Source organism: Streptomyces sp. NBC_00647 (assembly GCF_045207245.1).
GTDB lineage: Bacteria > Actinomycetota > Actinomycetes > Streptomycetales > Streptomycetaceae > Streptomyces.
This window is the reverse complement of the sequence record NZ_CP109040.1, coordinates 5,856,083-5,880,709: the sequence shown is the minus strand read 5'-3', so window position 1 is coordinate 5,880,709 and position 24,627 is coordinate 5,856,083. Positions and strand designations below refer to the sequence as shown.

The following is a 24,627-nucleotide window of genomic DNA, read 5'->3' as shown; positions in this document are numbered from 1 at the left end:
GGCCGGGCTCGTCCCATACCGCGCATCCGTACGCCACACACATGTGCCACTCTGTTGCGCGCAACAACACGCAAGCGGAGGGGAGTGCAGGTGGCCGCGCCCATACAGCTGACACGGATGCACAAGATTCTCATCGGCGTGGTCGTCGCCGGTGCGGTCGTCATCGCCGGGATCGGCTTCGCCGGTTCGTACGCGGCGGTCCGTGAGCTGGCGATCCAGAAGGGGTTCGGGAACTTCAGTTACGTCTTCCCGATCGGCATCGACGCGGGTATCTGCGTCCTGCTCGCCCTCGACCTGCTGCTGACGTGGATCCGTATCCCGTTCCCCCTGCTGCGCCAGACCGCGTGGGTGCTGACGGCGGCGACGATCGCCTTCAACGGCGCGGCGGCCTGGCCGGACCCGCTGGGCGTGGGTATGCACGCCGTCATCCCGATCCTGTTCGTGGTCTCGGTCGAGGCGGCCCGGCACGCGATCGGCCGCATCGCCGACATCACGGCCGACAAGCACATGGAGGGGGTCCGCCTCACCCGCTGGCTGCTCTCTCCGCTCCCGACGTTCCTGCTGTGGCGCCGGATGAAGCTGTGGGAGCTGCGCTCCTACGAGCAGGTCATCAAGCTGGAGCAGGAGCGCCTGGTCTACCAGGCGCGGCTGCGTTCCCGTTTCGGCCGCGCGTGGCGTCGCAAGGCCCCGGTGGAGTCGCTGATGCCGCTGCGCCTGGCGCGCTACGGCGTCCCGCTCGCGGAGACGGCTCCGTCCGGTCTGGCGGCGGCGGGCATCGAGCCCGCCGTGCTCCCGCCGGCACCCACACCGGTGGCGGTGCAGGCGTCCGTCCCGGCTCCCGCCGCTCCCGCGGCGCCCGAGCACCTGGAGCTGGAGTCGAACGGCGGCGGCGGACGGCAGCAGTCGCTCGAGGGCGGTCAGCAGGGTCAGTACCAGGATCAGTACGAGGGTCAGTACGAGGACCGGCGCCAGGCCCAGTACCAGGGCGGCCCGTACCAGGGGCAGGCGGAGGAGCCGGTCAGGAGCCCGTGGTTCGCCGCCCCCGATCCCCAGGAGATCCCGTACGACGGCGGCTACGACCCGTCGTTCGCGCAGGAGGAGCAGTACCAGCAGTGGTACGCCGAGCAGGAGTCGCAGGCGTACGAGCCCGGTCCGGAGGAGACCGGCACTTTCCCTATCCCGGCGGGTCCCGGCCGCACGCGGCAGCTGGGTGAGGGCGGCGGTCCGGAGCAGCTGCCCATTCCTTCCCCGCGGGAGGAGCAGTCGCCGCTCGCCGACGAGAAGTCCCGCGAGGAGAGCTTCTACCAGGTGTTCCGCCAGTCGATAATGCCCGGCCAGGGTCTGCCGACGAAGGGTGAGTTCGGCGGCAACGTCGAGGCCACGTTCGGCGTGACGCTCACGGACAGCGAGCTGCGGCGCTACATGAACCGCTTCCAGAACCGTTTCAACACGGAGCTGGAGGAGGACCACATCGCGTAGGCACGCCGACGCGTGAGCGTCTGAGCGTGTACGAGGAAGGGGCGCCCGGTGGTCACCGGGCGCCCCTTCCTCGTACGGCTGTGCTGTGTGCGGTTACGCGCCGAGCAGCTTGCGCACCCGGTCCTGTCCGACGGCGAGCAGCAGCGTGGGCAGGCGCGGCCCGGTGTCGCGGCCGACGAGCAGGTGGTAGAGCAGCGCGAAGAAGGTGCGCTGGGCGACCTTGATCTCGGCGGGGAGTTCCTTGGCGGTGGCGTCGGCGGGGAAGCCGGCCTGGACCTTGGGAACGCCGTAGACGAGGTGGGTGAGGCCGTCCAGGGACCAGTTCTCCTCCAGTCCGTCGAGGAGCAGGCGCAGCGACTCGCGGCCCTGGTCGTCGAGGGACTTCAGGAGGTCGACGTCGGGCTCGTCGCGGACGACGGTGCGTTCCTCGGCCGGTACCTGGGTGTTGATCCAGGTCTCGGCCTTGTCGAGCCGGGGCCGGACCTCGTCCAGGGAGGCGAGCGGGTTCTCGGGGTCGAGTTCGCTCAGGATGCGCAGGGTCTGGTCCTCGGCGCCAGCGGTGATGTCGGCGATGGAGGCGAGCGTGCGGTACGCCATCGGGCGGGGGGTCCTGGGCAGTTCCCCGGCGGCGGTGCCGACGGCGCGGGCGTACGCGGCGGCGTCCGCGGGCAGCACGGAGCCCTCGGTGACCTTGCCGGCGAGCTTGTCCCACTCGTCGTAGAGCCGCTGGATCTCCTGGTCGAAGGCGATCTTGAACGACTGGTTCGGGCGGCGGCGGGCGTACAGCCAGCGCAGCAGCTGCGGTTCCATGATCTGGAGCGCGTCGGCCGGGGTGGGGACCCCGCCCTTGCTGCTGGACATCTTGGCCATGCCGGAGATGCCGACGAAGGCGTACATCGGTCCGATGGGCTGCTTGCCGCCGAAGATCCCGACGATCTGGCCGCCGACCTGGAAGGACGATCCCGGGGAGGAGTGGTCGACGCCGCTCGGCTCGAAGACGACGCCTTCGTAGGCCCAGCGCATGGGCCAGTCGACCTTCCAGACCAGCTTGCCGCGGTTGAACTCGCTGAGCCGGACGGTCTCGGAGAAGCCGCAGGCGGAGCAGGTGTACGACAGCTCCGTCGTCGCGTCGTCGTAGGCCGTGACGGTGGTCAGGTCCTTCTCGCACTGCCCGCAGTAGGGCTTGTACGGGTAGTACCCGGAGGTGGAGCTGCCGTCGTCCTCGGCGGCGGCGCCCGATCCCTCGGCGGCTTCGAGTTCGGCCTCGTCGACCGGCTTCTGGCCCTGCTGCTTCTTGGCGGGGGCCTTCTTGGTCCGGTACTGGTCGAGGATCGCGTCGATGTCGCCGCGGTGCTTCATCGCGAACAGGACCTGCTCGCGGTAGGTGCCCGCGGTGTACTGCTCCGTCTGGCTGATTCCGTCGTACTCGACGCCGAGCTCGGCCAGTGCCCCGGTCATGGCGGCCTTGAAGTGCTCGGCCCAGTTCGGGTAGGCCGAACCGGCGGGGGCCGGGACGGAGGTCAGCGGCTTGCCGATGTGCTCGGCCCAGGAGTCGTCGACGCCCGGGATGCCGAGCGGAACCTTGCGGTAGCGGTCGTAGTCGTCCCAGGAGATCAGGTGGCGCACGGTGTACCCGCGGCGGCGGATCTCGTCGGCGACGAGGTGCGGGGTCATGACCTCGCGGAGGTTGCCGAGGTGGATCGGGCCGGAGGGGGAGAGGCCGGACGCGACGACAACGGGTTTGCCCGGGGCCCGACGCTCCGACTCCTCGATGACCTCATCCGCGTAACGGGAGACCCAGTCGGTGGTCTCGGTGCTCTGAGCCACGATGCGCACGTCCTTCTTTCTCATACGCCGGTACAGCTGACGCGACCATTCTCCCAGCTCGGCCCTCAACCGCGAAAACGGCTTTTCACCGCGTGGGATACTGGCTTTCCTTGTACTCAGCATCTCCGGAACCCGAGCAGAACGGCAGCCACTCCATGGCCTCGGTCACGTCCCTCACCGCTTCCGTCCATCAGCGCCTCGCGGACGCCCTCTCGGCAGCTCTGCCGGAGGCCGGTTCCGCGGATCCGCTGCTGCGCCGAAGCGACCGGGCCGACTTCCAGGCCAACGGGATCCTGGCCCTCGCGAAGACGGCGAAGGCGAACCCGCGCGAGCTGGCGACGCAGGTCGTGGACCGGGTCGAGTCGGGTGAGGTGATCAAGGACATCGAGGTCTCCGGACCCGGCTTCCTGAACATCACGATCACCGACCGGGCGATCGTCTCGAACCTGGCGGAGCGGTACGCGGACGGTGAGCGCCTCGGGGTGCCCCTCGCGAAGAACCCGGGCACGACGGTGATCGACTACGCGCAGCCGAACGTGGCCAAGGAGATGCACGTCGGTCATCTGCGGTCCGCGGTGATCGGTGACGCGGTCGTGCAGATCCTGGAGTTCACCGGTGAGTCCGTCGTGCGCCGGCACCACATCGGCGACTGGGGCACCCAGTTCGGCATGCTCATCCAGTATCTGATCGAGCACCCGCACGAGTTGGACCACAAGGGCGGCGAGGTCTCCGGCGAGGAGGCCATGTCGAACCTGAACCGTCTCTACAAGGCGGCGCGCTCCCACTTCGACTCCGACGAGGAGTTCAAGACGCGGGCGCGGCGCCGGGTGGTGGACCTCCAGGCGGGCGAGCCCGAGACGCTGGCCATGTGGCAGAAGTTCGTGGACGAGTCGAAGATCTACTTCTACTCGGTCTTCGACAAGCTGGACATGGAGATCCGCGACGCCGACGTGGTGGGCGAGTCCGGCTACAACGCCATGCTGGACGAGACGTGCCGGCTCCTGGAGGAGTCGGGCGTGGCGGTCCGCTCGGACGGCGCGCTCTGCGTGTTCTTCGACGACGTGAAGGGCCCGGACGGCAACCCGGTCCCGCTGATCGTGAAGAAGTCGGACGGCGGCTACGGCTACGCGGCCACCGACCTGTCCGCGATCCGCGACCGTGTCTTCAACCTGAAGGCCGACAGTCTGATCTACGTCGTGGACGTGCGGCAGTCCCTGCACTTCAAGATGGTCTTCGAGACCGCGCGCAGGGCCGGCTGGCTGAACGACGACGTCAAGGCGCACCAGTTGGCCTTCGGCACGGTGCTGGGCAAGGACGGCAAGCCGTTCAAGACCCGTGAGGGCGAGACGATCCGGCTGGTGGATCTGCTGGACGAGGCGATCGAGCGGGCGACGGCCGTCGTGCGGGAGAAGGCCGAGAAGGTGGGCCTGAGCGAGCAGGAGATCGAGGAGAACGGCCGGTACGTCGGTATCGGCGCCGTGAAGTACGCGGACCTCTCCACCTCCGCCGTCCGGGACTACAAGTTCGACCTGGACCAGATGGTGTCGCTGAGCGGCGACACGTCGGTGTACCTCCAGTACGCGTACGCCCGGATCCGGTCGATCTTCGGCAAGGCCGGCGACCGCACGCCGCTGGCCCACCCGGAGCTGGAACTGGCGTCGGCGGAGCGGGCGCTCGGTCTGCACCTGGACCGGTTCGGGGAGACGCTGGACGAGGTGGCCGCCGAGTACGCCCCGCACAAGCTGGCGGCGTACCTGTACCAACTGGCCTCGCTCTACACGACGTTCTACGACCAGTGCCCGGTCATCAAGCCGGCCCCGGCGCAGGAGGTCGCGGAGAACCGCCTCTTCCTCTGCGACCTCACGGCCCGCACGCTCCACCAGGGCATGTCCCTGCTGGGCATCAGGACGCCCGAGCGGCTCTGAGCATGTGCTCGTGAACGCGGCCCACGCCTCGCCGGAGGTGTGGGCCGCTTTCCTGTGTGCGCCCGGGTACCGCGCCAGGGGCGTTGTCAGTGCCGGCCCCTACAGTCACCGGCATGGCGACACTTCCCAATCCGCTTCCGCGGCTTACGGCAGACCCGAGCGGGCGCGTGCTCGGGCTCGAACTCCCGCCCGGGAGACTGATCGACGCTGGTGGTACCTCCCACGTCCTTGAGGCAGTGGGGGAGGACGACGGCCCGTGGCGCGAGCCGCTGCTGTGGCATGCAGAGGACGGTTCGGCTCCCGGAGCCTGGGCGGCGCTGGCCGCCCCCGCCCGGGCGTCCGGTCTGCTGCCGGTGCTGGTCGACGTGGGCGGCTCGCAGAACGGCCCGCAGGACTGGGAGTTGATGCCCGACGAGGTGTCGTACCCCGGGGACCACGACGCCGACGAGGTGCTGGCCGAGTTCTGGGAGGAGTACGCGGCGGACGAACTCGACGCGGACCAGGACTACCCCGGCAAGGACAGGGTGGTCGAGGTCTTCGGGGAGCAGCCGGCCCTGGACGAGACGATCGCGCCGTACGGGCCTCTCTGGCCGGGCCTGGCAGCGGCCATCGCGCCGGAAGCGGATCCGGACGCGCGCGCCGCCGAGATCGCCGACTCCCTCGCGGGCCACGGCTCGTGGCTGAAGCAGCCCCGGCTCGCGCTGGTTCCGGCGCGCCGCAGTGCCGACATCCCGGCGGCGCTCGGCTGGTCGGGCCCGCTGAACTACGAGAGTGACGTGGCGCGTCTGTGCGCCGTGCTCCGCTCCTGGGAGGACCGCTTCGGCATACGTGTGGTGGCCCTCACCTTCGACCAGTTGGTGCTGTCCGTGGCGGCCCCGCCGGCCACCATGGCGGAGGCCGAGGCGGTCGCGGCGGAGCACTTCGCCTTCTGCCCGGACAACATCACCCAGGGCCACCACACGACCTTGCGGGCATACGCCGAGCAGGAGGTGCTGGACGAGCGGGTGTGGTCGTTCTGGTGGGACTGACCGGCGTCGGGGCGTACCCCCGGCGGGGATCTGCCGGGGTCAGCCGCGCAGCCCTGTTCCCAGGCGGCGCAGCCCTTCCGCGATCTCGCCCGGCGTCTGTGTGACGAAGCACAGGCGCAGCGTCGATGTCTCCGGGGTGCCCGCGTAGAAGGGCGCGCCGGGCACGTACGCGACGCCCTGCTCCACCACTGGACGGAGCAGGGCCGTGGTGTCGTACGGCTCGGGCAGGCGGGCCCAGAGGAACATGCCGCCCTCCGGCCGGGTCCACGTCGACCCGGCCGGGAGGGCCGCGCCGATTCCGGCGAGCATGGCGTCGCGCCGCTCGCGGTAGACGGCCGCGACGCGTGCCACGTGGGCGTCCAGGTCGCGGTCGGCCAGATAGCGGGCGGCGGCGAGCTGGTTGACGGTCGGGGTGTGCAGATCGGCGGCCTGCTTGGCGACGGCGCACGCGCGCCGCAGTGCCGCGGGCGCCCGCAGCCAGCCCAGCCGCATGCCGGGCGCCATCACCTTGGAGAAGGAGCCGAGCAGCACGGTCCGGTCCCCGGCACCGTCGTAGGAGGCGATCCACGGGACCCGCTCGCCCTCGAAGCGCAGTTCTCCGTACGGGTCGTCCTCGACGACCCACAGTCCGCGTGCGGCGGCGACGCGGGCGATGGCGGCCCGCCGCTCGCCCGGCAGGGTGCGCCCGGTCGGATTCTGGAAGGTGGGCACGGTGTAGAGCAGCTTCGGCCGTTCCCGGTCGACCAGTTCGTCGAGCGCCTCGGGGTCGATGCCGTCGTCGTCGCCAGGCACGGGCAGCACCCGCGCTCCCGCGAAGGCGAACGCCTGAAGTGCCGCCAGATAGCAGGGGCTTTCGACCAGGACGGTGTCGCCGGGTTCGAGCAGGGCGGTGGCGAGCAGCGACAGCGCCTGCTGCGAGCCGGTGGTGACGAGGACGTCGTCCGGTCCGGTCGGCAGTCCGCGCGCGCTCGTCCGTTCGGCGAGGGCCGCCCGCAGCGCCGGTTCGCCCTCGGTCGTCGAGTACTGCAGGGCCCGTTCGGGCTCCTCGGCGAGAACGTCGCGGTACGCCGCCGCGATGCCGTCGGCGTCGAACAGTTCCGGGGCGGGCAGTCCGCCCGCGAAGTTGATCACCTCGGGGCGTGCCGTGACCGCGAGGATGTCCCGTACCGGCGAGCCGCCGATCGCGGTGGCCCGGGCGGCGAGCGGGGGCACGGGTGCGGTCGCGGTCGCGGCCGCGGAGTCGGTGACGGTCACGGTGACGGCTCCTTGTCGTTGCGGGCGGCGGCCCCGGCGCGCCGGGGCCGGCTCGTGCCCGCACCCTAGGCCGGTGTGTGCCCTCTACACCCGTCAATTCCGGGATGCGGACGGCAGATCGGCGCGGCGCGCGCGTCTAGGGCTTGACGCCCGTGGCGACGTACACGTTGATGTCGGCGTCCGTGACGTCGTTGATGTCGCGGTAGCGGACCTTCTCGATGTCGTCGAGCGTGGCCAGAAGGGCGGGGTCGGCGGCCTCCGGGACCGGGGCGTTGCCGTCGGGCCGCCAGTGGTGGGCGGGGACGACTCCGGGTTCGTCCAGTACCAGGCCGTTCTCGGTGAAGTAGCGCTCCACCTCCGCCTTCGAGCGCAGCACGAAAGTGAATCCCCGCTCGGTGTACGTCCGTTGGACGGCGCGGACGTTCTCGGCGTTCAGGTCCTCGGTGAGGTGGCTGAGGACGAGCCGGCTGCCGGACGGCAGCGCGTCCACGAGTCCGCGCACGATCGGGTACGCCTCGGCGTCCTCGACGAAGTGCAGGATCGCGACCAGCACGAGGGCGACCGGCTGGTCGAGGTCGAGGGTCTTGGCGGCCTGTTCGAGGATCTGCCCGGGCTGCTCGAGGTCCGCGTCGATGTAGTCCGTACGCCCCTCGGGCCCGCTGGTGAGCAGGGCGCGCGCGTGGGCGAGGACCACCGGGTCGTTGTCGACGTACACGACTCGCGCGTCCGGGGTGATCCGCTGGGCGATCTGGTGGACGTTCTCCTGCGTGGGCAGTCCGGTTCCGATGTCCAGGAACTGCCGGATGCCGTCCTCCGCGGTCAGTGTGGTCACGGCGCGGCGCAGGAAGTCGCGGTTGTGCCGGACGTCGAGGTAGCCGCGCGGGTTCGCGGCGAGTGCGGCGGCGGCCGCGTTCCGGTCGACCGGGTAGTTGTCCTTGCCGCCGAGGAAGACGTCGTAGACGCGGGCGGGGTGCGCCTTGGTGGTGTCGATCCTGCTTCTCAGCTCCGCGGGGTCCTGGCCGAGGGCGTCACCGGACATGAAACATCTCCCTGGAGAGTCGCGTCATTCAACGGGCAACAACCTAACTCCTGGCGGGACTTGATGGTGCCGTCACCCGGGGGGAGGGGCCGTCCGCCACTCGCTGTCGCCCAGTGGATAGTCGTACGCGGGCCGCCCCACGTTCCCGCTGGTCCGGAACGGCTTGCCGTGGTCGTCGACGCGCACGGTGCCGCTCTTCGTCCCGCTGGACCAGTCGAGTTCCAGGCACCACCTCACGTTGTGCGCCTGCGCGTCCGCGAACACGTAGAAGACCTCGGGGTCGGACTCGCTGACCTTGTAGGGGAAGTTCCGCTGTCCGCCCTTGACCGCGATCGCCGGCCGTCCCGCGTCGAGGTCCACGGTGAACGACTTCGTCTCCACCCCGCCGCCGCAGCCCACGCCCATCGCGTAGTCGTTCCAGGCGAGCGGCGCGCTCTTGCCCAGCACCCGCACGTGCAGCGCCTTCAGGACGACGGTCGCCTTCCCGGTGCCCTGCACGGTGAGCGCGAGCATCTGCTCCCCGCTCGCGACGCCGCCGAGCGCGGTGACCCAGCCGCGCGCGTCCGACTCGTTCGGCGGCGGGGGCACCTGCGGGGCGGGCCGGTCCACCAGATAGTGCTGGCTGCACGGGTCCTCGAACCTGTACGGGTCGACGGCGACGGCCGGTGCGCCGGCGCCGTCGCCTGCCGCGCCCTCTCCGACCGCTCGGTCAGCGGCGGCCCCGCCCCGGTCGACGGATCCACCTACGGACGGGACGGACGTCTCGGGGCCGGCACCGCGCGAGGCGGAGGCGGAGACCGAGGCCGAACCGTGGCGCGCGTCCGGGGTTCCGCCGGTCTCCCGCGGGCCCGTGGCGGTCGGGAGGCCGAGGGACACGGCCTCGCCCTCGGCGTCGTCGTCACCGCTGCCGGAGCCGAGCCGCACGGCCAGCGTGCCGGCCACGACCGCCGTCGCGACGACGGCACCCACCGCGGCGAGGACCACGGTCCGCCGGTTCCGCGGCCTGCTCCGTCGCACCGGCGCGGGACCGGGGGCCTCGCCCCCGGCCGACCGGCCGCCTTCCGCCGGACCGTCCGCCCCGCCGTCCGACGGACGACCGCTCGCACCCTCGGCCCCGGTCTCCGGGCCGACGGCGGCCTCCGCGGCTCCCGGGCCGGACCCGGCCCCTGGTGCTTTCGCCCCGGTCGGCGCCGCCTCCGGCCCGGCACCCCCGCCCGCGGGGCTCCCCGCCGCCGAGGCGGTATCCGGTCCCGGCCCTTTCCTCCCCCGCAGCGCGTCCGCCAGGACCCACCGCCGGTGCAGCTCCACCAACTCGTCCGGAGTGGCCCGGCAGGCGCGCGCGAGCCGCTCGACGGGCGCGTAGTCCGCCGGTACGGCATCCCCGTTGACGTACCGGTGCAGTGTGGACGTACTCACGTGCAGCCGTTTGGCGAGCGCCCCGTAGCTGAGACCGGAGCGCTCCTTCAACTCCCGGAGCAGTCCCGCGAACTCGTCCCCCGCCACCGTTCCTCCATCCCCCGTGTCCCGGACCGCGTTCCAGGGGGATGCCGTTCCCCCAGGTCAGACCCTGTGCCGGCGTTCCGGCGTCCCGTATCCCCCGCCGGGTGTGGCGGCCGGGACGGATCACCGCACAAGCTGTGGTCATCCAAGCACGCCGCTCTCCTCGACCGGTCGAGCGGCCGTTCCACCGGCGACACCACAGGGGGAATCACCCATGTCCGCACGCACCGCACGCACTCGTCTGCTCGCCGCCTCCACGATCGCGCTCACCGCGTTCGCCCTCACGGCGTGCGGCACCGGAAGCGGCGTCCGCGACGAGGGGCCGTCCGCCGCGGCCCGCTCCTCGGCACGGCCGAGCGACCCGGCCGCCGACGGAGGCGCGACGGCGAAGCCCGCGGGCACCGGCACGACCACGGGTTCGACGAACGGTTCGAAGGGCACCGGCACCACCACCGGCTCCTCGGGCGGCTCCACCGGAAAGAACGGCGCGGGCTCGACGGGCGGTTCGGGAGACTCCGCCGGGAAAACCGGTGCCGGCACCGGCACCAGGAATGTGGCGTGCGACGGCGCCACCACCCGTACGTCCGCGACGGTGGTCTCGCGCCCGCTCAACCATCTGCTGCTCACCGTCACCAACACGGGTGCGAAGAACTGCGACCTGACGGGCTATCCGATCGCCCGCTTCGGCGAGGCCCAGTCCGTGCCGCCGGTCGCCGAGGAGACCCATCCGCAGGCGGTCGTCACCCTCGCTCCCGGCGAGTCCGGCTACGCGGGCGTGCTGCTGTCGGCGGCGGACGGCAGCGGCGGCAACGGCTACACGGCCAGGACCCTGGAGATCGGCTTCGCCGCCGAGGGCAGGACCGCCCGCCCCGCCCTCCCCGCGAAGGGCGTGTACGTCGACGACAAGCTCACGGTGACGTACTGGCAGCAGGGCCTGGACGACGCGCTCGCGTACTGAGCGAGCGGCCTCGGAGGCGCAGGCGTTGTGTCGCGGACCGGCTGGCCGGGCGCGCGGGCACGGTCACCGAGCTGCTCATCGCGCTCGGGGAGCAGCGCTCGCTGCGGACGGACCGGGGTCCGGTGACCGGGGAGATCCGCCACGAGGTGCGGGGCATCGTGCTGTCGCGGCGCACGGTGGGCCTGGACGAGTGGGTCGACGCTCTGGCCCGGTCGCCGGCCGAAGCGGCGGCCTCGAACGCCCGGGCCCGGGAGGCCGTCGAACGCTCCCCGGCCTGACCGGCTCGGCCACCGCACCCCGGCGGCCGATACGACGCACCACCCGGCCGACTCCCGGTGCCGGGACCGGCACCCCCGGACCTTCCGGGTCGGCGGCTAGCGCAGGTTCCGGGCGACCTCGGTGGCCCAGTACGTGAGGATGTTCTGCGCGCCGGCCCGCTTGATGCCGGTCAGCGTCTCCAGGATCGCCTTCTCCCGGTCGATCCAGCCCTTCTCCGCGGCGGCCTCGATCATCGAGTACTCACCGGAGATCTGGTACGCGGCGACCGGCACGTCCACCGCGTCGGCGACACGGGCGAGGATGTCGAGGTAGGGGCCCGCCGGCTTCACCATGACCATGTCGGCGCCCTCCTCCAGGTCGAGCGCCAACTCCCGCATGGACTCCCGCGCGTTGGCCGGGTCCTGCTGGTACGTCTTGCGGTCGCCCTTCAGCGAGGAGCCGACGGCCTCCCGGAAGGGGCCGAAGAAGGCGGAGGAGTACTTGACGGTGTAGGCCAGGATGGCCACGTCCTCGCGGCCGATCTGGTCGAGGGCGTCCCGGATGACGCCGATCTGGCCGTCCATCATCCCGCTGGGACCCACGATGTGGGCGCCCGCGTCGGCCTGCACCTGGGCCATCTCGGCGTACCGCTCAAGGGTCGCGTCGTTGTCGACCCGCCCCTGCTCGTCGAGCACACCGCAGTGCCCGTGGTCGGTGGTCTCGTCGAGACACAGGTCGGACATCACGAGCAGCTCGTCGCCGACCTCGGCGCGCACGTCGCGCAGGGCGACCTGGAGAATCCCGTCGGGGTCGGTGCCGGGCGTCCCGACGGCGTCCTTCTTCGCTTCCTCGGGAACCCCGAACAGCATGATTCCGGAGACCCCGGCCTCCAGCGCCTCCACGGCCGCCTTCTTCAGGCTGTCCCGCGTGTGCTGCACGACCCCGGGCATCGAGCTGATCGGCACCGGCTCGCTCACACCCTCGCGGACGAACGCCGGGAGGATGAAGTCGGCCGGGTGCAGCCGGGTCTCGGCGACCATCCGGCGCAGGGCGGGGGTGGTGCGCAGCCGCCGCGGACGCGTACCGGGGAAGGATCCGTACTTCGTCATGGCATCTACGCTACGCCCGCCTCAGGGGCACCTATGCCGACGCTTTGTCGGGGACACCGTCCCGGAAAGAGCCCCTCGGGCGCTTGAGGAGCGGGGCCTGGGGCGGAGCCCCGGAGACAACGGACGGGCAGGGGCGGAGGGGGCGAGAAACACCCCGCCCGCCCCCCACCCGGCGTCAGGTGGTGCGTCGTCGGCGCGAGCCCGGCCGGCGCTCGCTGGGCCGGGTCACGGGATCCCCCGCGTCCAGCGCGGCGGCGCGCCGCCGCAGCCCGAAGTCCGCCAGCGCCTCCGCCAGCTTGTGCACGGAGGGCTCCGGAGCCATCACGTCGACCCGCAGCCCGTGCTCCTCGGCCGTCTTGGCGGTCGCGGGACCGATACAGGCGATCACCGTCACGTTGTGCGGCTTGCCGGCGATGCCCACCAGGTTCCGCACGGTCGACGACGAGGTGAAGAGCACCGCGTCGAAGCCGCCGCCCTTGATCGCCTCGCGGGTGTCGGCCGGCGGCGGCGACGCGCGCACGGTGCGGTACGCCGTGACGTCGTCGACCTCCCAGCCCAGCTCGATGAGCCCGGCGACGAGGGTCTCCGTGGCGATGTCGGCACGCGGCAGGAAAACCCGGTCGATCGGGTCGAAGACCGGGTCGTAGGGCGGCCAGTCCTCCAGGAGACCGGCCGCGGACTGCTCCCCGCTCGGCACCAGGTCCGGCTTCACGCCGAAGGCGATGAGCGCCTTCGCGGTCGACTCGCCGACGGCCGCGACCTTGATGCCCGCGAAGGCACGGGCGTCGAGCCCGTACTCCTCGAACTTCTCCCGTACGGCCTTGACCGCGTTCACCGAGGTGAAGGCGATCCACTCGTAGCGGCCGGTCACCAGGCCCTTGACCGCGCGCTCCATCTGCTGGGGTGTGCGCGGAGGTTCGACGGCGATCGTCGGCACCTCGTGCGGCACGGCCCCGTACGACCGCAGCTGGTCGGAGAGCGAAGCCGCCTGCTCCTTCGTCCGCGGCACGAGCACCTTCCAGCCGAACAGCGGCTTGGACTCGAACCAGGACAACTGGTCGCGCTGGGCGGCGGCGGAACGCTCACCGACCACGGCTATGACCGGGCGGCCACCGTCCGGGGACGGCAGCACCTTCGCCTGCTTCAGCGTCTGCGCGATCGTGCCGAGCGTCGCCGACCAGGTGCGCTGCCGGGTCGTGGTACCGGCGATCGTCACCGCCATCGGGGTGTCGGGCTTGCGGCCGGAGGCCACGAGCTCGCCCGCGGCCGCGGCCACGGAGTCGAGGGTCGCCGACACGACGACGGTGCCGTCGGAGGCGCCGACCTCGGTCCAGCAGCGGTCCGAGGCGGTCCGCGCGTCGACGAACCGTACGTCCGCGCCCTGCGCGTCCCGCAGTGGCACACCCGCGTAGGCGGGCACCCCGACGGCGGCGGCGATGCCGGGCACGACCTCGAACGGAACGCCCGCGCGGGCGCAGGCCAGCATCTCCTCGGCGGCGTAGGTGTCGAGCCCGGGGTCACCGGACACCGCACGTACGACCCGCTTGCCGCCCCGTGCGGCCGTCATGACAAGATTGGCTGCGTCCCTCGACGCGGGGTCACCAACGGTTGTTGACGTGCTGTCAACAACCGTCAGCTGAGGCGTGCCTGTGCTCTGGTACGTATCCGGCGAAGTGTCCGGATCCGTGTTCAGAACAGCGACGCCTTGTCTGGCGTGAACGCGTACCACGTCGAGCACATCGTGCTCGGCGACGAGGACGTCCGCGTTCGCCAGCGCCTCTACGGCGCGCAGTGTCAGCAGCCCTGGATCTCCGGGTCCGGCACCCAGGAAGGTGACGTGCCCGTGGTCCGGACCGGCGGGAAATTTGGTGGGGCTCACAGTGCTCGCTCCCCCATCAGACCGGCCGCGCCCTTGGCAAGCATCTCGGCGGCGAGTTCACGGCCGAGCGACATCGCTTCGTCATGTGTCTCGGGCACGGGACCGGTGGTGGACAGCTGCACCAGCGTCGAGCCGTCGGTCGTGCCGACGACGCCGCGCAGGCGCATCTCCTTGACAATCTGCCCGTCGGCCAGCAGGTCGGCCAGCGCGCCCACGGGTGCGCTGCAGCCGGCCTCCAGGGCGGCAAGCAGAGATCGCTCGGCTGTCACGGCGACCCGGGTGAACGGGTCGTCGAGCTCTCCGAGCGCGGCGACGAGGTCCGCGTTGTCCGCGGCACACTCGATCGCGAGGGCCCCCTGGCCGGGGGCGGGCAAAACGGTGTCGACCGGCAGGAAGTCGGTGACCTCGTCGATGCGGCCGATCCGGTTGAGTCCGGCGGCGGCGAGAACGACGGCGTCGAGCTCCCCGGAGCGGACGTACCCGATGCGGGTGTCGACGTTCCCACGGATGGCGACCGTCTCGATCGTCATCCCGTGACTGCGCGCGTACGCGTTCAGCTGGGCCATGCGCCGCGGCGAGCCGGTGCCCACGCGTGCGCCGTCCGGCAGCTCCGCGAAGGTCAGCCCGTCGCGGGCGACGAGTACGTCGCGCACGTCCTCGCGCACCGGCACGGCGGCCAGCGCGAGGTCCTCGGGCTGCGCGGTCGGCAGATCCTTGAGGGAGTGCACGGCGAAGTCGACCTCCCCGCGCACCAGTGCCTCCCGCAGCGCGGTCACGAAGACGCCCGTGCCGCCGATCTGCGCGAGGTTCTCGCGGGAGATGTCGCCGTACGTCGTGATCTCAACGAGCTCGACGGGCCGTCCGGTCACCTGGCTCACGGCATCCGCCACCTGCCCGGACTGGGCCATGGCGAGTTTGCTGCGCCTGGTCCCGAGCCTCAAAGCCTGCTCACTCATGCTCGCCCTCGGTTCTTGGCGTTCTCGGTGTTGTTCTCGGCCCGCGAGACGGCGGCGACCGTCTCCGGGTCCAGGTCGAACAGGGTCCGCAACGCGTCCGCGTACCCGGCACCGCCGGGTTCGGCGGCCAGTTGCTTGACCCGTACGGTCGGCGCGTGCAGCAGCTTGTCGACGACGCGCCGCACGGTCTGGCTGATCTCGCCGCGCTGCTTGTCGTCGAGGTCCGGCAGCCGTCCGTCCAGCCGCGCGATCTCGTTCGCGACGACATCGGCGGCCATGGCGCGCAGCGCCACGACTGTGGGGGTGATGTGCGCGGCCCGCTGGGCGGCACCGAACGCGGCCACCTCGTCGGAGACGATCCGGCGCACCTGGTCCACGTCCGCGGCCATCGGCGCGTCCGCGGAGGCGTCGGCCAGCGACTCGAGGTCGACGAGCCGCACACCGAGCAGCCGGTGCACGGCCGCGTCGATGTCACGGGGCATCGCGAGGTCGAGCAGCGCGAGCACCGGCGCGGGGCGCGGGGCCTCGGCGACGGGTTCGGGCCTGCGGCGCTCGGGGATGCGGCCGATGGTGGCGACGGTCGCGGCCAGCGCGGTGATGACGTCGGCGTCGGCGTCGGGCGCACGACGGCTGTCGCGGCGCTCGACGGTCCCGGTGCCCTTGTCCACCCAGGCCGCGTGCTGCTCCAGGGTGGCCGCGTCCATGCCGGCGACGGCCGCCTCGCCCATGACGGAGAAGCCGGTGTTGCCCTGCACGGCGGACAGGTCGAGCGGGCAGCCGTCCTCGGTTCCGAGACCGGTCGACGCGAGGTGCCCGGCCGGACCGGCCGACGCCTCGTCGCGTACGGCCGCGGGCGTTCCCGTACGTCCTTCGACGGCGGCCGCGACCGACTCGGCCGTCAGGACGATCCCGGTCGCTCCGGTGCAGGACACGGCGATGTCGGCACGTGTCAGCTCGACCGGTACCGAGTCCATCGGTACCGCGCGGGCCACCACGTCCGTGTCGTCGCCGCCGGTGAGGATCTCGGCGAGGCGCTCGGCGCGGTCCTGGGTGCGGTTGGCGATCACGATCTCGCCGACGCCGACGCGCGCGAGTGTCGCGGCGGCCAGCGAGGACATCGAGCCGGCGCCGATGACGAGGGCCTTCTTGTCCTTGGCCCAGGCCTCGACCGCCCGCCCGGCGGACAGCTGCTCCAGGCCGAAGGTGACCAGGGACTGTCCGGCGCGGTCGATTCCGGTCTCGGAGTGGGCGCGCTTGCCGACCCGCAGGGCCTGCTGGAACAGATCGTTGAGGAGCCGGCCCGCGGTGTGCAGCTCCTGCGCGATGGCGAGCGCGTCCTTGATCTGGCCGAGGATCTGGCCCTCGCCGACGACCATCGAGTCCAGGCCGCAGGCCACCGAGAAGAGGTGGTGGACGGCCCGGTCCTCGTAGTGCACGTACAGGTGGGGGGTGAGCTCCTCGAGCCCGACCCCGCTGTGCTGGGCGAGCAGCGTGGACAGCTCGGCGACACCCGCGTGGAACTTGTCCACGTCGGCGTACAGCTCGATGCGGTTGCAGGTGGCGAGCACCGCGCCCTCGGCGGCCGGCTCTGCGGCGAGAGTGTCCTGGAGCAGCTTGACCTGCGCGTCCGGGGACAGCGCGGCCCGCTCCAGAACGCTGACCGGAGCGCTGCGGTGGCTCAGCCCGACGACGAGGAGACTCATGCCGGCATCACGGCGGGAACATCCCCGTCGGGCCCTTTGCGGTTGTTCTCCTGCGCGGCGGTGGCGACGGCATCGGCCTGCGCCTCGGCCTCCTCGCCGGCCTTGCGCTGCTCGTGGAAGGCGAGGATCTGCAGCTCGATGGAGAGATCGACCTTGCGCACGTCGACACCGTCCGGGACGGTCAGGACGGTCGGCGCGAAGTTCAGGATGGAGGTGACTCCGGCGGCCACCAGGCGGTCGCAGACCTGCTGGGCGGCTCCGGCCGGGGTGGCGATGACACCGATCGAGACACCGTTCTCGTCGATGATCTTTTCCAGGTCGTCCGTGTGCTGGACCGGGATTCCGGCGACGGGCTTGCCGGCCATCGCGGGATCCGCGTCTATGAGCGCGGCGACACGGAATCCGCGCGAGGCGAACCCTCCGTAATTGGCCAGTGCCGCACCGAGGTTACCGATACCGACGATCACTACCGGCCAGTCCTGGGTCAGACCCAGTTCACGGGAGATCTGGTACACGAGATACTCGACGTCGTACCCCACACCGCGCGTCCCGTAGGAGCCGAGGTAGGAGAAGTCCTTGCGCAGCTTCGCGGAGTTGACCCCCGCCGCGGCCGCGAGTTCCTCGGATGAGACCGTGGGTACCGAGCGCTCCGACAGTGCGGTGAGGGCTCGGAGGTACAGCGGAAGCCGGGCGACGGTGGCCTCGGGAATCCCTCGGCTGCGGGTCGCCGGTCGGTGAGTTCGGCCAGTTGCCACGGTGCTCCTGCGGGTAGAGCGGGGCTTTAGGCGGTCACACGTACCTAGACCGCCCCGTCGAATGCAGGCTATGTCTTTGTGAACGCGTGCACAAAGACGGTGTCCGATTTGCCCGGCCAACGTGACCGGGGTCACGCATGCCCGGCGCGCACGTATGCAACCGGCGCACGGACGGCTTCGTTCCGCACTTGAAGGGGGCAAAACCGCACACTCTCCTCAACGAATCCCGCCCCCGAGACCAATCGCCGTCGATCCTAGGCGACGTTCCCGACCACTTGGACTACTCGGTCAGGTCACAAGTCGGGGCACATCACGGGCGCGGCCGGCGTCCCCGCACGGGATTCACCGGGCGAGGGCTTTGCGAAGGCGTTCCTCGTTCACGCGCCAGAAGGTGTGCTGGGCGCCGTCCACCAGCACGACAGGGATCTGTTCCCAGTACTGGCGGTGCAGTTCCTCGTCCTCGGTGATGTCCTTCTTCTCCCAGGGGACCCCGAGATCGGCACACACCTTCTCGATCACTTCCTGTGCGTCATCACACAGATGACACCCGGGCTTCCCGATCAACGTCACCAGGCGCTCCTCGGGCGCCCTGCTCTGCGTACGGCGGTCGCTGCGCCGGAACATGGGGCTCATACGCGCCATTCTCCCGCCCCGGACGCTCTGGCGGGCACGCTCCGCGCTTTGTGCGGCAACCGGCCCGCGCGCAGGGCCGACGCGCCGCGGCCACCACGCGTCGGATCGGTTGTTTAACGGCACGGTCGCGGAGAGTTCACAGCGTCGAATCCTGTCGACTCCGGAAGCACCGAACAGACTGGCTATGCTCACGACATGGCCGCTCTCGGATGGCTCACTCCCCGTAGGCGCTCCGCCACGGCGCGGAGCGTGTTGGCAGGCGAGGCCTCTGCGGAGGCAGCGCGCAAGTCCTCGCAGGAACTGGAAGAACTGGCACCGCCGGACGCCCCGGAGGTACCCGACTTCCCGGTGCTCGGCGACGACAAGGCCGCAGCCTTCTTCGATCTCGACAACACCGTGATGCAAGGTGCCGCCCTCTTCCACTTCGGACGGGGCCTGTACAAGCGGAAGTTCTTCGAGACCCGCGACCTGGCCCGGTTCGCCTGGCAGCAGGCGTGGTTCAGGCTGGCCGGCATCGAGGACCCGGAGCACATGCAGGACGCGCGCGACTCCGCGCTGTCGATCGTGAAGGGCCATCGAGTCTCCGAACTGATGTCGATCGGCGAGGAGATCTACGACGAGTACATGGCCGAGCGGATCTGGCCCGGCACCCGCGCCCTCGCCCAGGCGCACCTGGACGCCGGACAGAAGGTGTGGCTCGTCACAGCGGCGCCGGTGGAGATCGCCACGGTGATCGCGCGGCGGCTCGGTCTCACGGGCGCCCTGGGCACGGTCGCGGAATCGGTGGACGGGGTCTACACCGGCAAGCTGGTCGGCGAACCGCTGCACGGTCCGGCCAAGGCGGAGGCCGTACGGGCGCTGGCGTCCGCGGAGAGCCTGGACCTGGCCCGCTGCGCGGCGTACAGCGACTCGCACAACGACATTCCGATGCTCTCGCTGGTCGGGCACCCGTACGCGATCAACCCGGACGCGAAACTGCGCAAGCACGCGCGGGACTTCGACTGGCGGCTGCGCGACTACCGCACGGCGCGCAAGGCCGCGAAGGTCGGGATTCCCGCCGCGGCCGGGGTCGGTGCGGTGGCCGGCGGCACGGCCGCCGCGATCGCCCTGCACCGCCGCCGCCGCTGAGCCTCGTCCTCCGGTGCGCCCTGCCGGTGCGCCCTGCCGGTGCACCCTGCCGGTGCGTCGTGGGTCGGGGCCGTGCCGGTACATCCCGGTCCGTCGCCGCTGGATCAGACGTGAGTTCTCAACGGGAGCCGCTGCTCGATCCGAACGTAAGCGACGGACATCAGGGATGTACCGGCACGGCCCCTCCCGTGCGTGGACGGGTGCGGGTGCGTTTTCCCTTTTCCGTCCCGGCCGGCGAGAGTTTCAGCCCCTCCGGCGCTTGAGGAGCGGGGTCCGGGGCCGGAGCCCCGGGGTCGGGACGGGCAGGGGCGGAGGGGGCGAAAACCTGTCCGGACCTGGGACGGGAGCGCTCCTCCGCGAGGCAATCACGTGGTCCTACCCACACCGTGGGCGGCCCAGTCATGTTCACCGCAGGCGGGCACAACACGCCCTGTACTCAGACGGAACACGAACCGACTCGATCAACAAGCGGTCACCGTCCGGTACTTGAACAGGCAGCGAACCGCATCAGAAGCGACGTAATCGATGATTTTAGCAACTGGGTGTAGTGCTGCCTGTACGAAGCGTTATTCTCCTCAGACGCAAACCGGTACCCCTCCGTCGCTACGACGGGTGAAAGGTCCCGCACTGCACGTGATGGAAGCTCTGCCTCTGGGAGTCCCGTGTACTCACACGTCGGGGTTGACGCCTCGGGCCTGGCTACGCTGCGCGCAACGGTCCTGGACCGTCTGCGCGGCTTCGTCCCCACCGCGTACGCCGTCCCCGCTTTCGCCCTCCCCGCGCCCGTCGGCCCTTGCTACGCACTGGCCGACGGCAACGCGGCGGTCGGCAGGCGGGGCCGCTCAGGCTCGGCCACCACCGCACGCCGTCCGGCCGCGGACAGTGACAGCGCCCGGATGATGGATCTCGTGGAGCGCGCCCAGGCCGGCGAGGCCGACGCCTTCGGACGGCTCTACGACCAGTACAGCGACACCGTGTACCGCTACATCTACTACCGGGTGGGAGGTAAGGCGACTGCCGAGGACCTCACCAGTGAGACCTTTCTGCGCGCGCTGCGGCGGATCGGCACGTTCACCTGGCAGGGGCGTGACTTCGGCGCCTGGCTCGTGACCATCGCCCGGAATCTGGTCGCCGACCACTTCAAGTCCAGCCGTTTCCGGCTGGAGGTGACCACCGGAGAGATGCTCGACGCCAACGAGGTCGAGCGCTCACCCGAGGACTCCGTCCTGGAGTCGCTCTCCAACGCCGCGCTCCTTGACGCCGTGCGCCGGCTCAACCCTCAGCAGCAGGAGTGTGTGACGCTCCGCTTCCTCCAGGGGCTCTCGGTCGCCGAGACCGCCCGGGTGATGGGCAAGAACGAGGGGGCGATCAAGACCCTCCAGTACCGAGCCGTCCGCACCCTGGCCCGGCTCCTGCCGGACGACGTCCGCTGAACCCGCTTCGACCCGCAGTGATCCCGCACGTTCAGCGACACTCAACTCACCTTCCGTAAAAGTCTGTTGACTTCGCGGTCCGATCATCCGCCGTCCGTAACCCAAGTGCCGTGACGCTCGTTGTGCGGGATACAGGCTCCCTGTGGTCACGCCTTGGCCATCGCCGATCACCCGATCGTGCGGACACGGCCAGGGGGTGCAACCCTCAGGACCCCCTGGGGAGCCGACCGTCATGACGAGAGGAGGTGCCGCCAGTGATCGCGAACGTATCGGCACACCGGCGGGCGAACGCCTTCGCCCAGGCCCTGGAGGAGTCCGACCAGGGCACGGCGGCCGAGCAGCCCGATGGGTCGGCACCGTCCCGGGCTGCTACGGAACAGACCGAGCAAGGGCTGCTGTTGGCCCTAGCCACCGGTCTCGGCGAGCTGCCCAAACCGGAGCTGGACCCCGAGGTCAAGATCGTGCAGCGAGCCCAGCTCGTCGCCGCGATGGAGGCCATGCTGCTGGAAGGCACCGCCGCCGGAGGCGATGGTTGGGACCGTGCCGTGCCCGAGCAGCGGTCCCATCGGGCCAAGGGCACGCACCGGGCGACCGGACTGGGGAAGCTGCGGCCCCGGTCCCGGCTGTCCAAGGGGCTCGCCGCGGGCGGGCTCACCGTCGGTGTGGCCGCCGGAGCCTTCGGCGGTGTGGCCGCCGCGAGCTCCGACGCCCTGCCCGGCGACTCGCTCTATGGGCTCAAGCGCGGCATGGAGGACATCAAGCTGGGGCTGGCCCACGGCGACAGTGACCGGGGCGAGCTCTACCTCGACCAGGCCTCGAACCGCCTGAGCGAGGCCCGCCGGCTGATGGAGCGCGGCCGTTCGGGACAGCTCGACCACGAGTCCCTGGGCGAGGTCCGCCGTGCCCTGTCCGGCATGCAGCACGACGCCTCCGAGGGTCACCGCCTGCTGCACGAGGCATACGAACGGGACGGCTCACTGGGCCCCATCCAGGCCCTGTCCGCCTTCTCCCAGTCGCACCGCGAGGCCTGGGGCGCGCTGCGCGACCGGCTGCCCGTACAGCTCGGCGACGTCAGTGACCAGGTCTCGTCGGTCTTCGAGGCCATAGACGAAGAGGTCGGCCCGCTGCGCTCGCTGCTGCCCAGGACGCCCGCCCCCGAGGGCACCGGACGTCACCGGGGCAGAAGCGAGGAGTCCACCGGCTCGCCCGGCCAGGACACCCCGGCACCCAGCGCCACCAGCGGCTCCGCGAACGGAAGCCACAGCAGCGGCAAGCCCAAGCCCTCCAGCTCGGGCAGCAGCAGCGACGGCCTGCTCGGCGGCAACACCGGCGGCCTGCTCGACCCGCCGCAGGACGACACCAGCACCGCCCCGTCGTCCGACAGCAGCGGCAAGGGCAACGCGACGAGCGAACCCGACGTCACGCTCCCGCCCCTGCTGCCCGGTCTCCTGCCGGGCCTCGGCATCGACACGGAGGACAGCAACTAACCCCGCCACCCGGCCACGTCGATGGGGGCGCCCTTCTCGGGAAGGGCGCCCCCATCGACGTACAGGCATATCAGGACATGATCAGCAGAACCGTAACTGCATGATCAGAAGAACACGGACCTGCGCTGCACCAGCAGCTTGTACAGGGTGTGCTGGATCTGCTCCCTGACCTGGTCGGTCAGGTTGAACATCAGCATCGGGTCCTCGGCCGCCTCCGACGGATAGCCGTCCGTGCGGATCGGCTCGCCGAACTGGATCGTCCACTTGGTGGGAAGCGGGATCGCGCCGAGCGGACCCAGCCACGGGAACGTCGGGGTGATCGGGAAGTAGGGGAACCCCAGCAGCCGCGCGAGGGTCTTCGCGTTGCCGATCATCGGGTAGATCTCCTCCGCGCCGACGATCGAGCACGGAATGATCGGGGTGCCCGCGCGCAGCGCCGTCGAGACGAAGCCGCCCCGGCCGAAGCGCTGGAGCTTGTAGCGCTCGCTGAAGGGCTTGCCGATGCCCTTGAAGCCCTCCGGCATCACGCCGACCAGTTCGCCGCGTTCCAGGAGCCGCTCGGCGTCCTCCGCGCAGGCCAGCGTGTGGCCGGCCTTGCGGGCCAGCTCGTTCACGACCGGCAGCATGAAGACCAGGTCGGCGGCGAGCAGGCGGAGGTGACGGTTCGCGGGGTGGTTGTCGTGGACGGCGACCTGCATCATCAGGCCGTCCAGCGGAAGGGTGCCCGAGTGGTTGGCGACGATCAGGGCGCCACCCTCCGACGGGATGTTCTCGACGCCCTTCACCTCGACGCGGAAGTACTTCTCGTAGAGCGGCCGGATCAGCGACATCAGGACCTGGTCGGTCAGCTCCTGGTCGTACCCGAAGTCGTCGATCTCGTAGTCGCCCGTGAGCCTGCGGCGCAGGAAGGCCAGGCCTCCCGCGATGCGCTGCTCCAGGCCGCTACCGCCCTGCTGGGGCTGCTGGGGCGGATGTTCCTCATGCGTCACGGGAACATCATCCTGCGGGACGGTCCGCCCGGGCAGGGGCTGGACCTCGCGTACGACTACGGGCTCGCCCTTGCGCCGGTTCCCCGCTGCCCGGCGCCGCGCCGGGCGCTGCACAGCAGCCCCGCGCGACCGGTCGTCGTCGAACGGAATGACCTTGGCGTCCGCCATTGTTGATGCGCTCCTCAGTTGGCGCTCTGCGTCGGGGTGTGGCCGCCGCCCAGAAGAGGCAGGGCGGCGATCCGGTCCACGGCCCCCGCAAGGGCCTCCGGGGGCAGGAGTCCGGGCCCCCGGCTGTGGGCGAAGTCCGCGAAGGTCTCCGCCGTCGTGTACTTCGGCTGGTAGCCCAGGGTTTCGCGCATCTGGATCGTCGCGACCACCCTGCCGTGCGTGAGCAGCCGCAGCTGCTCCGGCGAGAAGTCCGTCACACCCAGGGTACGCACGGCCGTGCCGGCCCAGCTGAGGGCCGGCAGCAGCAGCGGGACCGTGGGCCGGCCCAGGCGCCGCGCGCACTGCGAGAGCAGCAGGACGCCGTCGCCGGCGATGTTGAACGTGCCGCTGTTGAGCGTGCCCCGCTGCGGATCGTGCGAGGCGAGCCGGAGCACCTCGATGACGTCGCTCTCGTGGACGAACTGGAGCCGCGGGTCGTAGCCGAACACGGTCGGCAGGACCGGCAGCGAGAAGTACGAGGCGAGCGGCGAGTCCGCGCTCGGGCCGAGGATGTTGGCGAACCGCAGCACGCACACGGCGACATCGGGCCTGCGGCGCGCGAAGCCGCGCACGTACCCCTCGACCTCCACCGTGTCCTTCGCGAAGCCGCCGCTGGGCAACGACTTGGGCGAGGTCGTCTCGGTGAAGACGGCGGGGTCGCGGGGCGCCGAGCCGTAGACGTTCGTACTGGACTTCACGACGAGCCGCTTGACCGTCGGAGACTTCTGACAGGCGCCGAGCAGCTGCATGGTGCCGATGACGTTGGTCTCCTTGACCGTGGTCCGGCTGCCGGAGCCCAGCGCCGTGCCCGTCACGTCCATGTGCACGACCGTGTCGACGGAGTACTCGGCGAGCACCCGCGCGATCGTCGGCTGCCGGATGTCGGCCTGCACGAAGTCGGCGCCGCCGATGTGGTGCTCGGGCGGCACCGCGTCCACGGCGATCACCCGGTCCACCTGCGGGTCACGCTGGATCCGTCGTACGAACCGGCCCCCCAGCTGTCGGGCCACCCCGGTCACGAGCACGACCTTCCCCAAGATCAGCGCCTTCCTTCCAGAACTGGACGTAGCTCCGCTCGTA

The 24,627-nt window shown here is 71.0% G+C and carries 20 protein-coding genes; 8 read left to right on the top strand and 12 right to left on the bottom strand.

The genetic code is table 11. The annotated features are described in order from the left end of the window. Nucleotides 1-90: 90 nt before the first annotated feature. Nucleotides 91-1,479: a DUF2637 domain-containing protein gene (locus tag OG788_RS25835; RefSeq protein WP_406373740.1), complete on the top strand. Its 1,389-nt coding sequence runs from the start codon at nt 91-93 to the stop codon at nt 1,477-1,479. A gap of 93 nt (nt 1,480-1,572) precedes the next feature. On the opposite strand, the gene lysS is transcribed toward OG788_RS25835, so the two are convergent. Beyond that, nucleotides 1,573-3,315 (bottom strand): lysine--tRNA ligase, encoded by a 1,743-nt coding sequence (gene lysS / locus OG788_RS25830; RefSeq protein WP_406376842.1) that lies wholly within the window; start codon nt 3,313-3,315, stop codon nt 1,573-1,575. A gap of 146 nt (nt 3,316-3,461) precedes the next feature. Here lysS and argS point away from each other — a divergent pair, with 146 nt between their 5' ends. Continuing rightward, nucleotides 3,462-5,231 carry an arginine--tRNA ligase gene (gene argS, locus OG788_RS25825; protein ID WP_406376841.1) on the top strand — a complete coding sequence of 590 codons (1,770 nt, stop codon included), beginning with the start codon at nt 3,462-3,464 and terminating at the stop codon, nt 5,229-5,231. A gap of 113 nt (nt 5,232-5,344) precedes the next feature. Next, the gene (locus OG788_RS25820) at nt 5,345-6,259 is read left to right on the top strand and encodes a DUF4253 domain-containing protein (RefSeq protein ID WP_406373738.1); all 915 of its coding nucleotides are present in this window, start codon (nt 5,345-5,347) and stop codon (nt 6,257-6,259) included. Nucleotides 6,260-6,298: 39 nt separating this feature from the next. On the opposite strand, the gene OG788_RS25815 is transcribed toward OG788_RS25820, so the two are convergent. From OG788_RS25815 to OG788_RS25805, 3 genes are all read right to left on the bottom strand, one after another. Continuing rightward, nucleotides 6,299-7,513 (bottom strand): PLP-dependent aminotransferase family protein, encoded by a 1,215-nt coding sequence (locus OG788_RS25815; RefSeq protein ID WP_406373736.1) that lies wholly within the window; start codon nt 7,511-7,513, stop codon nt 6,299-6,301. A gap of 136 nt (nt 7,514-7,649) precedes the next feature. Further along, nucleotides 7,650-8,552, bottom strand: coding sequence for an SAM-dependent methyltransferase (locus OG788_RS25810; protein ID WP_406373734.1), 903 nt, complete (start codon nt 8,550-8,552; stop codon nt 7,650-7,652). 72 nt (nt 8,553-8,624) lie between these two features. After that, on the bottom strand, nt 8,625-10,055 hold the full coding sequence (locus tag OG788_RS25805) for a helix-turn-helix domain-containing protein (RefSeq protein ID WP_406373732.1): 1,431 nt from the start codon (nt 10,053-10,055) through the stop codon (nt 8,625-8,627). 211 nt (nt 10,056-10,266) lie between these two features. Here OG788_RS25805 and OG788_RS25800 point away from each other — a divergent pair, with 211 nt between their 5' ends. Together OG788_RS25800 and OG788_RS25795 are read left to right on the top strand one after the other, a co-directional pair. Further along, on the top strand, nt 10,267-11,010 hold the full coding sequence (locus OG788_RS25800) for a DUF4232 domain-containing protein (protein ID WP_406373730.1): 744 nt from the start codon (nt 10,267-10,269) through the stop codon (nt 11,008-11,010). Between the two features lie 122 nt (nt 11,011-11,132). Beyond that, nucleotides 11,133-11,288: a hypothetical protein gene (locus OG788_RS25795; RefSeq protein WP_406373728.1), complete on the top strand. Its 156-nt coding sequence runs from the start codon at nt 11,133-11,135 to the stop codon at nt 11,286-11,288. A gap of 96 nt (nt 11,289-11,384) precedes the next feature. On the opposite strand, the gene hemB is transcribed toward OG788_RS25795, so the two are convergent. From hemB to OG788_RS25765, 6 genes are all read right to left on the bottom strand, one after another. Beyond that, nucleotides 11,385-12,377 (bottom strand): porphobilinogen synthase, encoded by a 993-nt coding sequence (gene hemB, locus OG788_RS25790; protein WP_356754839.1) that lies wholly within the window; start codon nt 12,375-12,377, stop codon nt 11,385-11,387. Nucleotides 12,378-12,552: 175 nt separating this feature from the next. Then, a complete protein-coding gene (locus tag OG788_RS25785; protein WP_351553638.1) occupies nt 12,553-14,256 on the bottom strand; it encodes a bifunctional uroporphyrinogen-III C-methyltransferase/uroporphyrinogen-III synthase in 1,704 nt (567 codons plus the stop codon). Continuing rightward, nucleotides 14,253-15,212, bottom strand: coding sequence for a hydroxymethylbilane synthase (hemC, locus tag OG788_RS25780; protein ID WP_356754842.1), 960 nt, complete (start codon nt 15,210-15,212; stop codon nt 14,253-14,255). Before hemC ends, OG788_RS25785 begins: the two co-directional genes overlap by 4 nt. Continuing rightward, nucleotides 15,209-16,915 (bottom strand): glutamyl-tRNA reductase, encoded by a 1,707-nt coding sequence (locus tag OG788_RS25775; RefSeq protein ID WP_406373725.1) that lies wholly within the window; start codon nt 16,913-16,915, stop codon nt 15,209-15,211. The genes hemC and OG788_RS25775 overlap by 4 nt, the downstream gene beginning before the upstream one ends. Beyond that, nucleotides 16,912-17,670, bottom strand: coding sequence for a redox-sensing transcriptional repressor Rex (locus OG788_RS25770; RefSeq protein WP_351553629.1), 759 nt, complete (start codon nt 17,668-17,670; stop codon nt 16,912-16,914). Before OG788_RS25770 ends, OG788_RS25775 begins: the two co-directional genes overlap by 4 nt. Before the next feature lie 342 nt (nt 17,671-18,012). After that, nucleotides 18,013-18,312 carry a glutaredoxin family protein gene (locus OG788_RS25765; RefSeq protein WP_266761338.1) on the bottom strand — a complete coding sequence of 100 codons (300 nt, stop codon included), beginning with the start codon at nt 18,310-18,312 and terminating at the stop codon, nt 18,013-18,015. Nucleotides 18,313-18,498: 186 nt separating this feature from the next. Between OG788_RS25765 and OG788_RS25760 the strand changes: the two genes are divergently transcribed. The 3 genes from OG788_RS25760 (at nt 18,499) to OG788_RS25750 (ending at nt 22,351) form a co-directional block, all read left to right on the top strand. After that, complete coding sequence (locus tag OG788_RS25760) at nt 18,499-19,431, top strand: HAD family hydrolase (protein ID WP_406373723.1); 933 nt, start codon at nt 18,499-18,501, stop codon at nt 19,429-19,431. Between the two features lie 662 nt (nt 19,432-20,093). Then, the gene (locus OG788_RS25755) at nt 20,094-20,864 is read left to right on the top strand and encodes an ECF subfamily RNA polymerase sigma factor, BldN family (protein ID WP_037627370.1); all 771 of its coding nucleotides are present in this window, start codon (nt 20,094-20,096) and stop codon (nt 20,862-20,864) included. A 254-nt stretch (nt 20,865-21,118) separates the two neighbouring features. Further along, complete coding sequence (locus OG788_RS25750; RefSeq protein ID WP_351553620.1) at nt 21,119-22,351, top strand: DUF5667 domain-containing protein; 1,233 nt, start codon at nt 21,119-21,121, stop codon at nt 22,349-22,351. Nucleotides 22,352-22,455: 104 nt separating this feature from the next. Here OG788_RS25750 and OG788_RS25745 read toward each other — a convergent pair whose 3' ends face one another. Beyond that, the gene (locus OG788_RS25745; RefSeq protein ID WP_351553617.1) at nt 22,456-23,508 is read right to left on the bottom strand and encodes a lysophospholipid acyltransferase family protein; all 1,053 of its coding nucleotides are present in this window, start codon (nt 23,506-23,508) and stop codon (nt 22,456-22,458) included. Nucleotides 23,509-23,522: 14 nt separating this feature from the next. Beyond that, nucleotides 23,523-24,584 (bottom strand): NAD-dependent epimerase/dehydratase family protein, encoded by a 1,062-nt coding sequence (locus tag OG788_RS25740; protein ID WP_351553614.1) that lies wholly within the window; start codon nt 24,582-24,584, stop codon nt 23,523-23,525. Between the last annotated feature and the right edge of the window lie 43 nt (nt 24,585-24,627).

Excerpts from the sequence above, each read along its gene's own strand:
- argS (WP_406376841.1), top strand. The coding sequence starts at position 3,462 with ATGGCCTCGGTCACGTCCCTCACCGCTTCCGTCCATCAGCGCCTCGCG.
- OG788_RS25820 (WP_406373738.1), top strand. The coding sequence starts at position 5,345 with ATGGCGACACTTCCCAATCCGCTTCCGCGGCTTACGGCAGACCCGAGC.
- OG788_RS25810 (WP_406373734.1), bottom strand. The coding sequence starts at position 8,552 with ATGTCCGGTGACGCCCTCGGCCAGGACCCCGCGGAGCTGAGAAGCAGG.
- OG788_RS25800 (WP_406373730.1), top strand. The coding sequence starts at position 10,267 with ATGTCCGCACGCACCGCACGCACTCGTCTGCTCGCCGCCTCCACGATC.
- hemB (WP_356754839.1), bottom strand. The coding sequence starts at position 12,377 with ATGACGAAGTACGGATCCTTCCCCGGTACGCGTCCGCGGCGGCTGCGC.
- hemC (WP_356754842.1), bottom strand. The coding sequence starts at position 15,212 with ATGAGTGAGCAGGCTTTGAGGCTCGGGACCAGGCGCAGCAAACTCGCC.
- OG788_RS25775 (WP_406373725.1), bottom strand. The coding sequence starts at position 16,915 with ATGAGTCTCCTCGTCGTCGGGCTGAGCCACCGCAGCGCTCCGGTCAGC.
- OG788_RS25765 (WP_266761338.1), bottom strand. The coding sequence starts at position 18,312 with ATGGCGCGTATGAGCCCCATGTTCCGGCGCAGCGACCGCCGTACGCAG.
- OG788_RS25760 (WP_406373723.1), top strand. The coding sequence starts at position 18,499 with ATGGCCGCTCTCGGATGGCTCACTCCCCGTAGGCGCTCCGCCACGGCG.
- OG788_RS25745 (WP_351553617.1), bottom strand. The coding sequence starts at position 23,508 with ATGGCGGACGCCAAGGTCATTCCGTTCGACGACGACCGGTCGCGCGGG.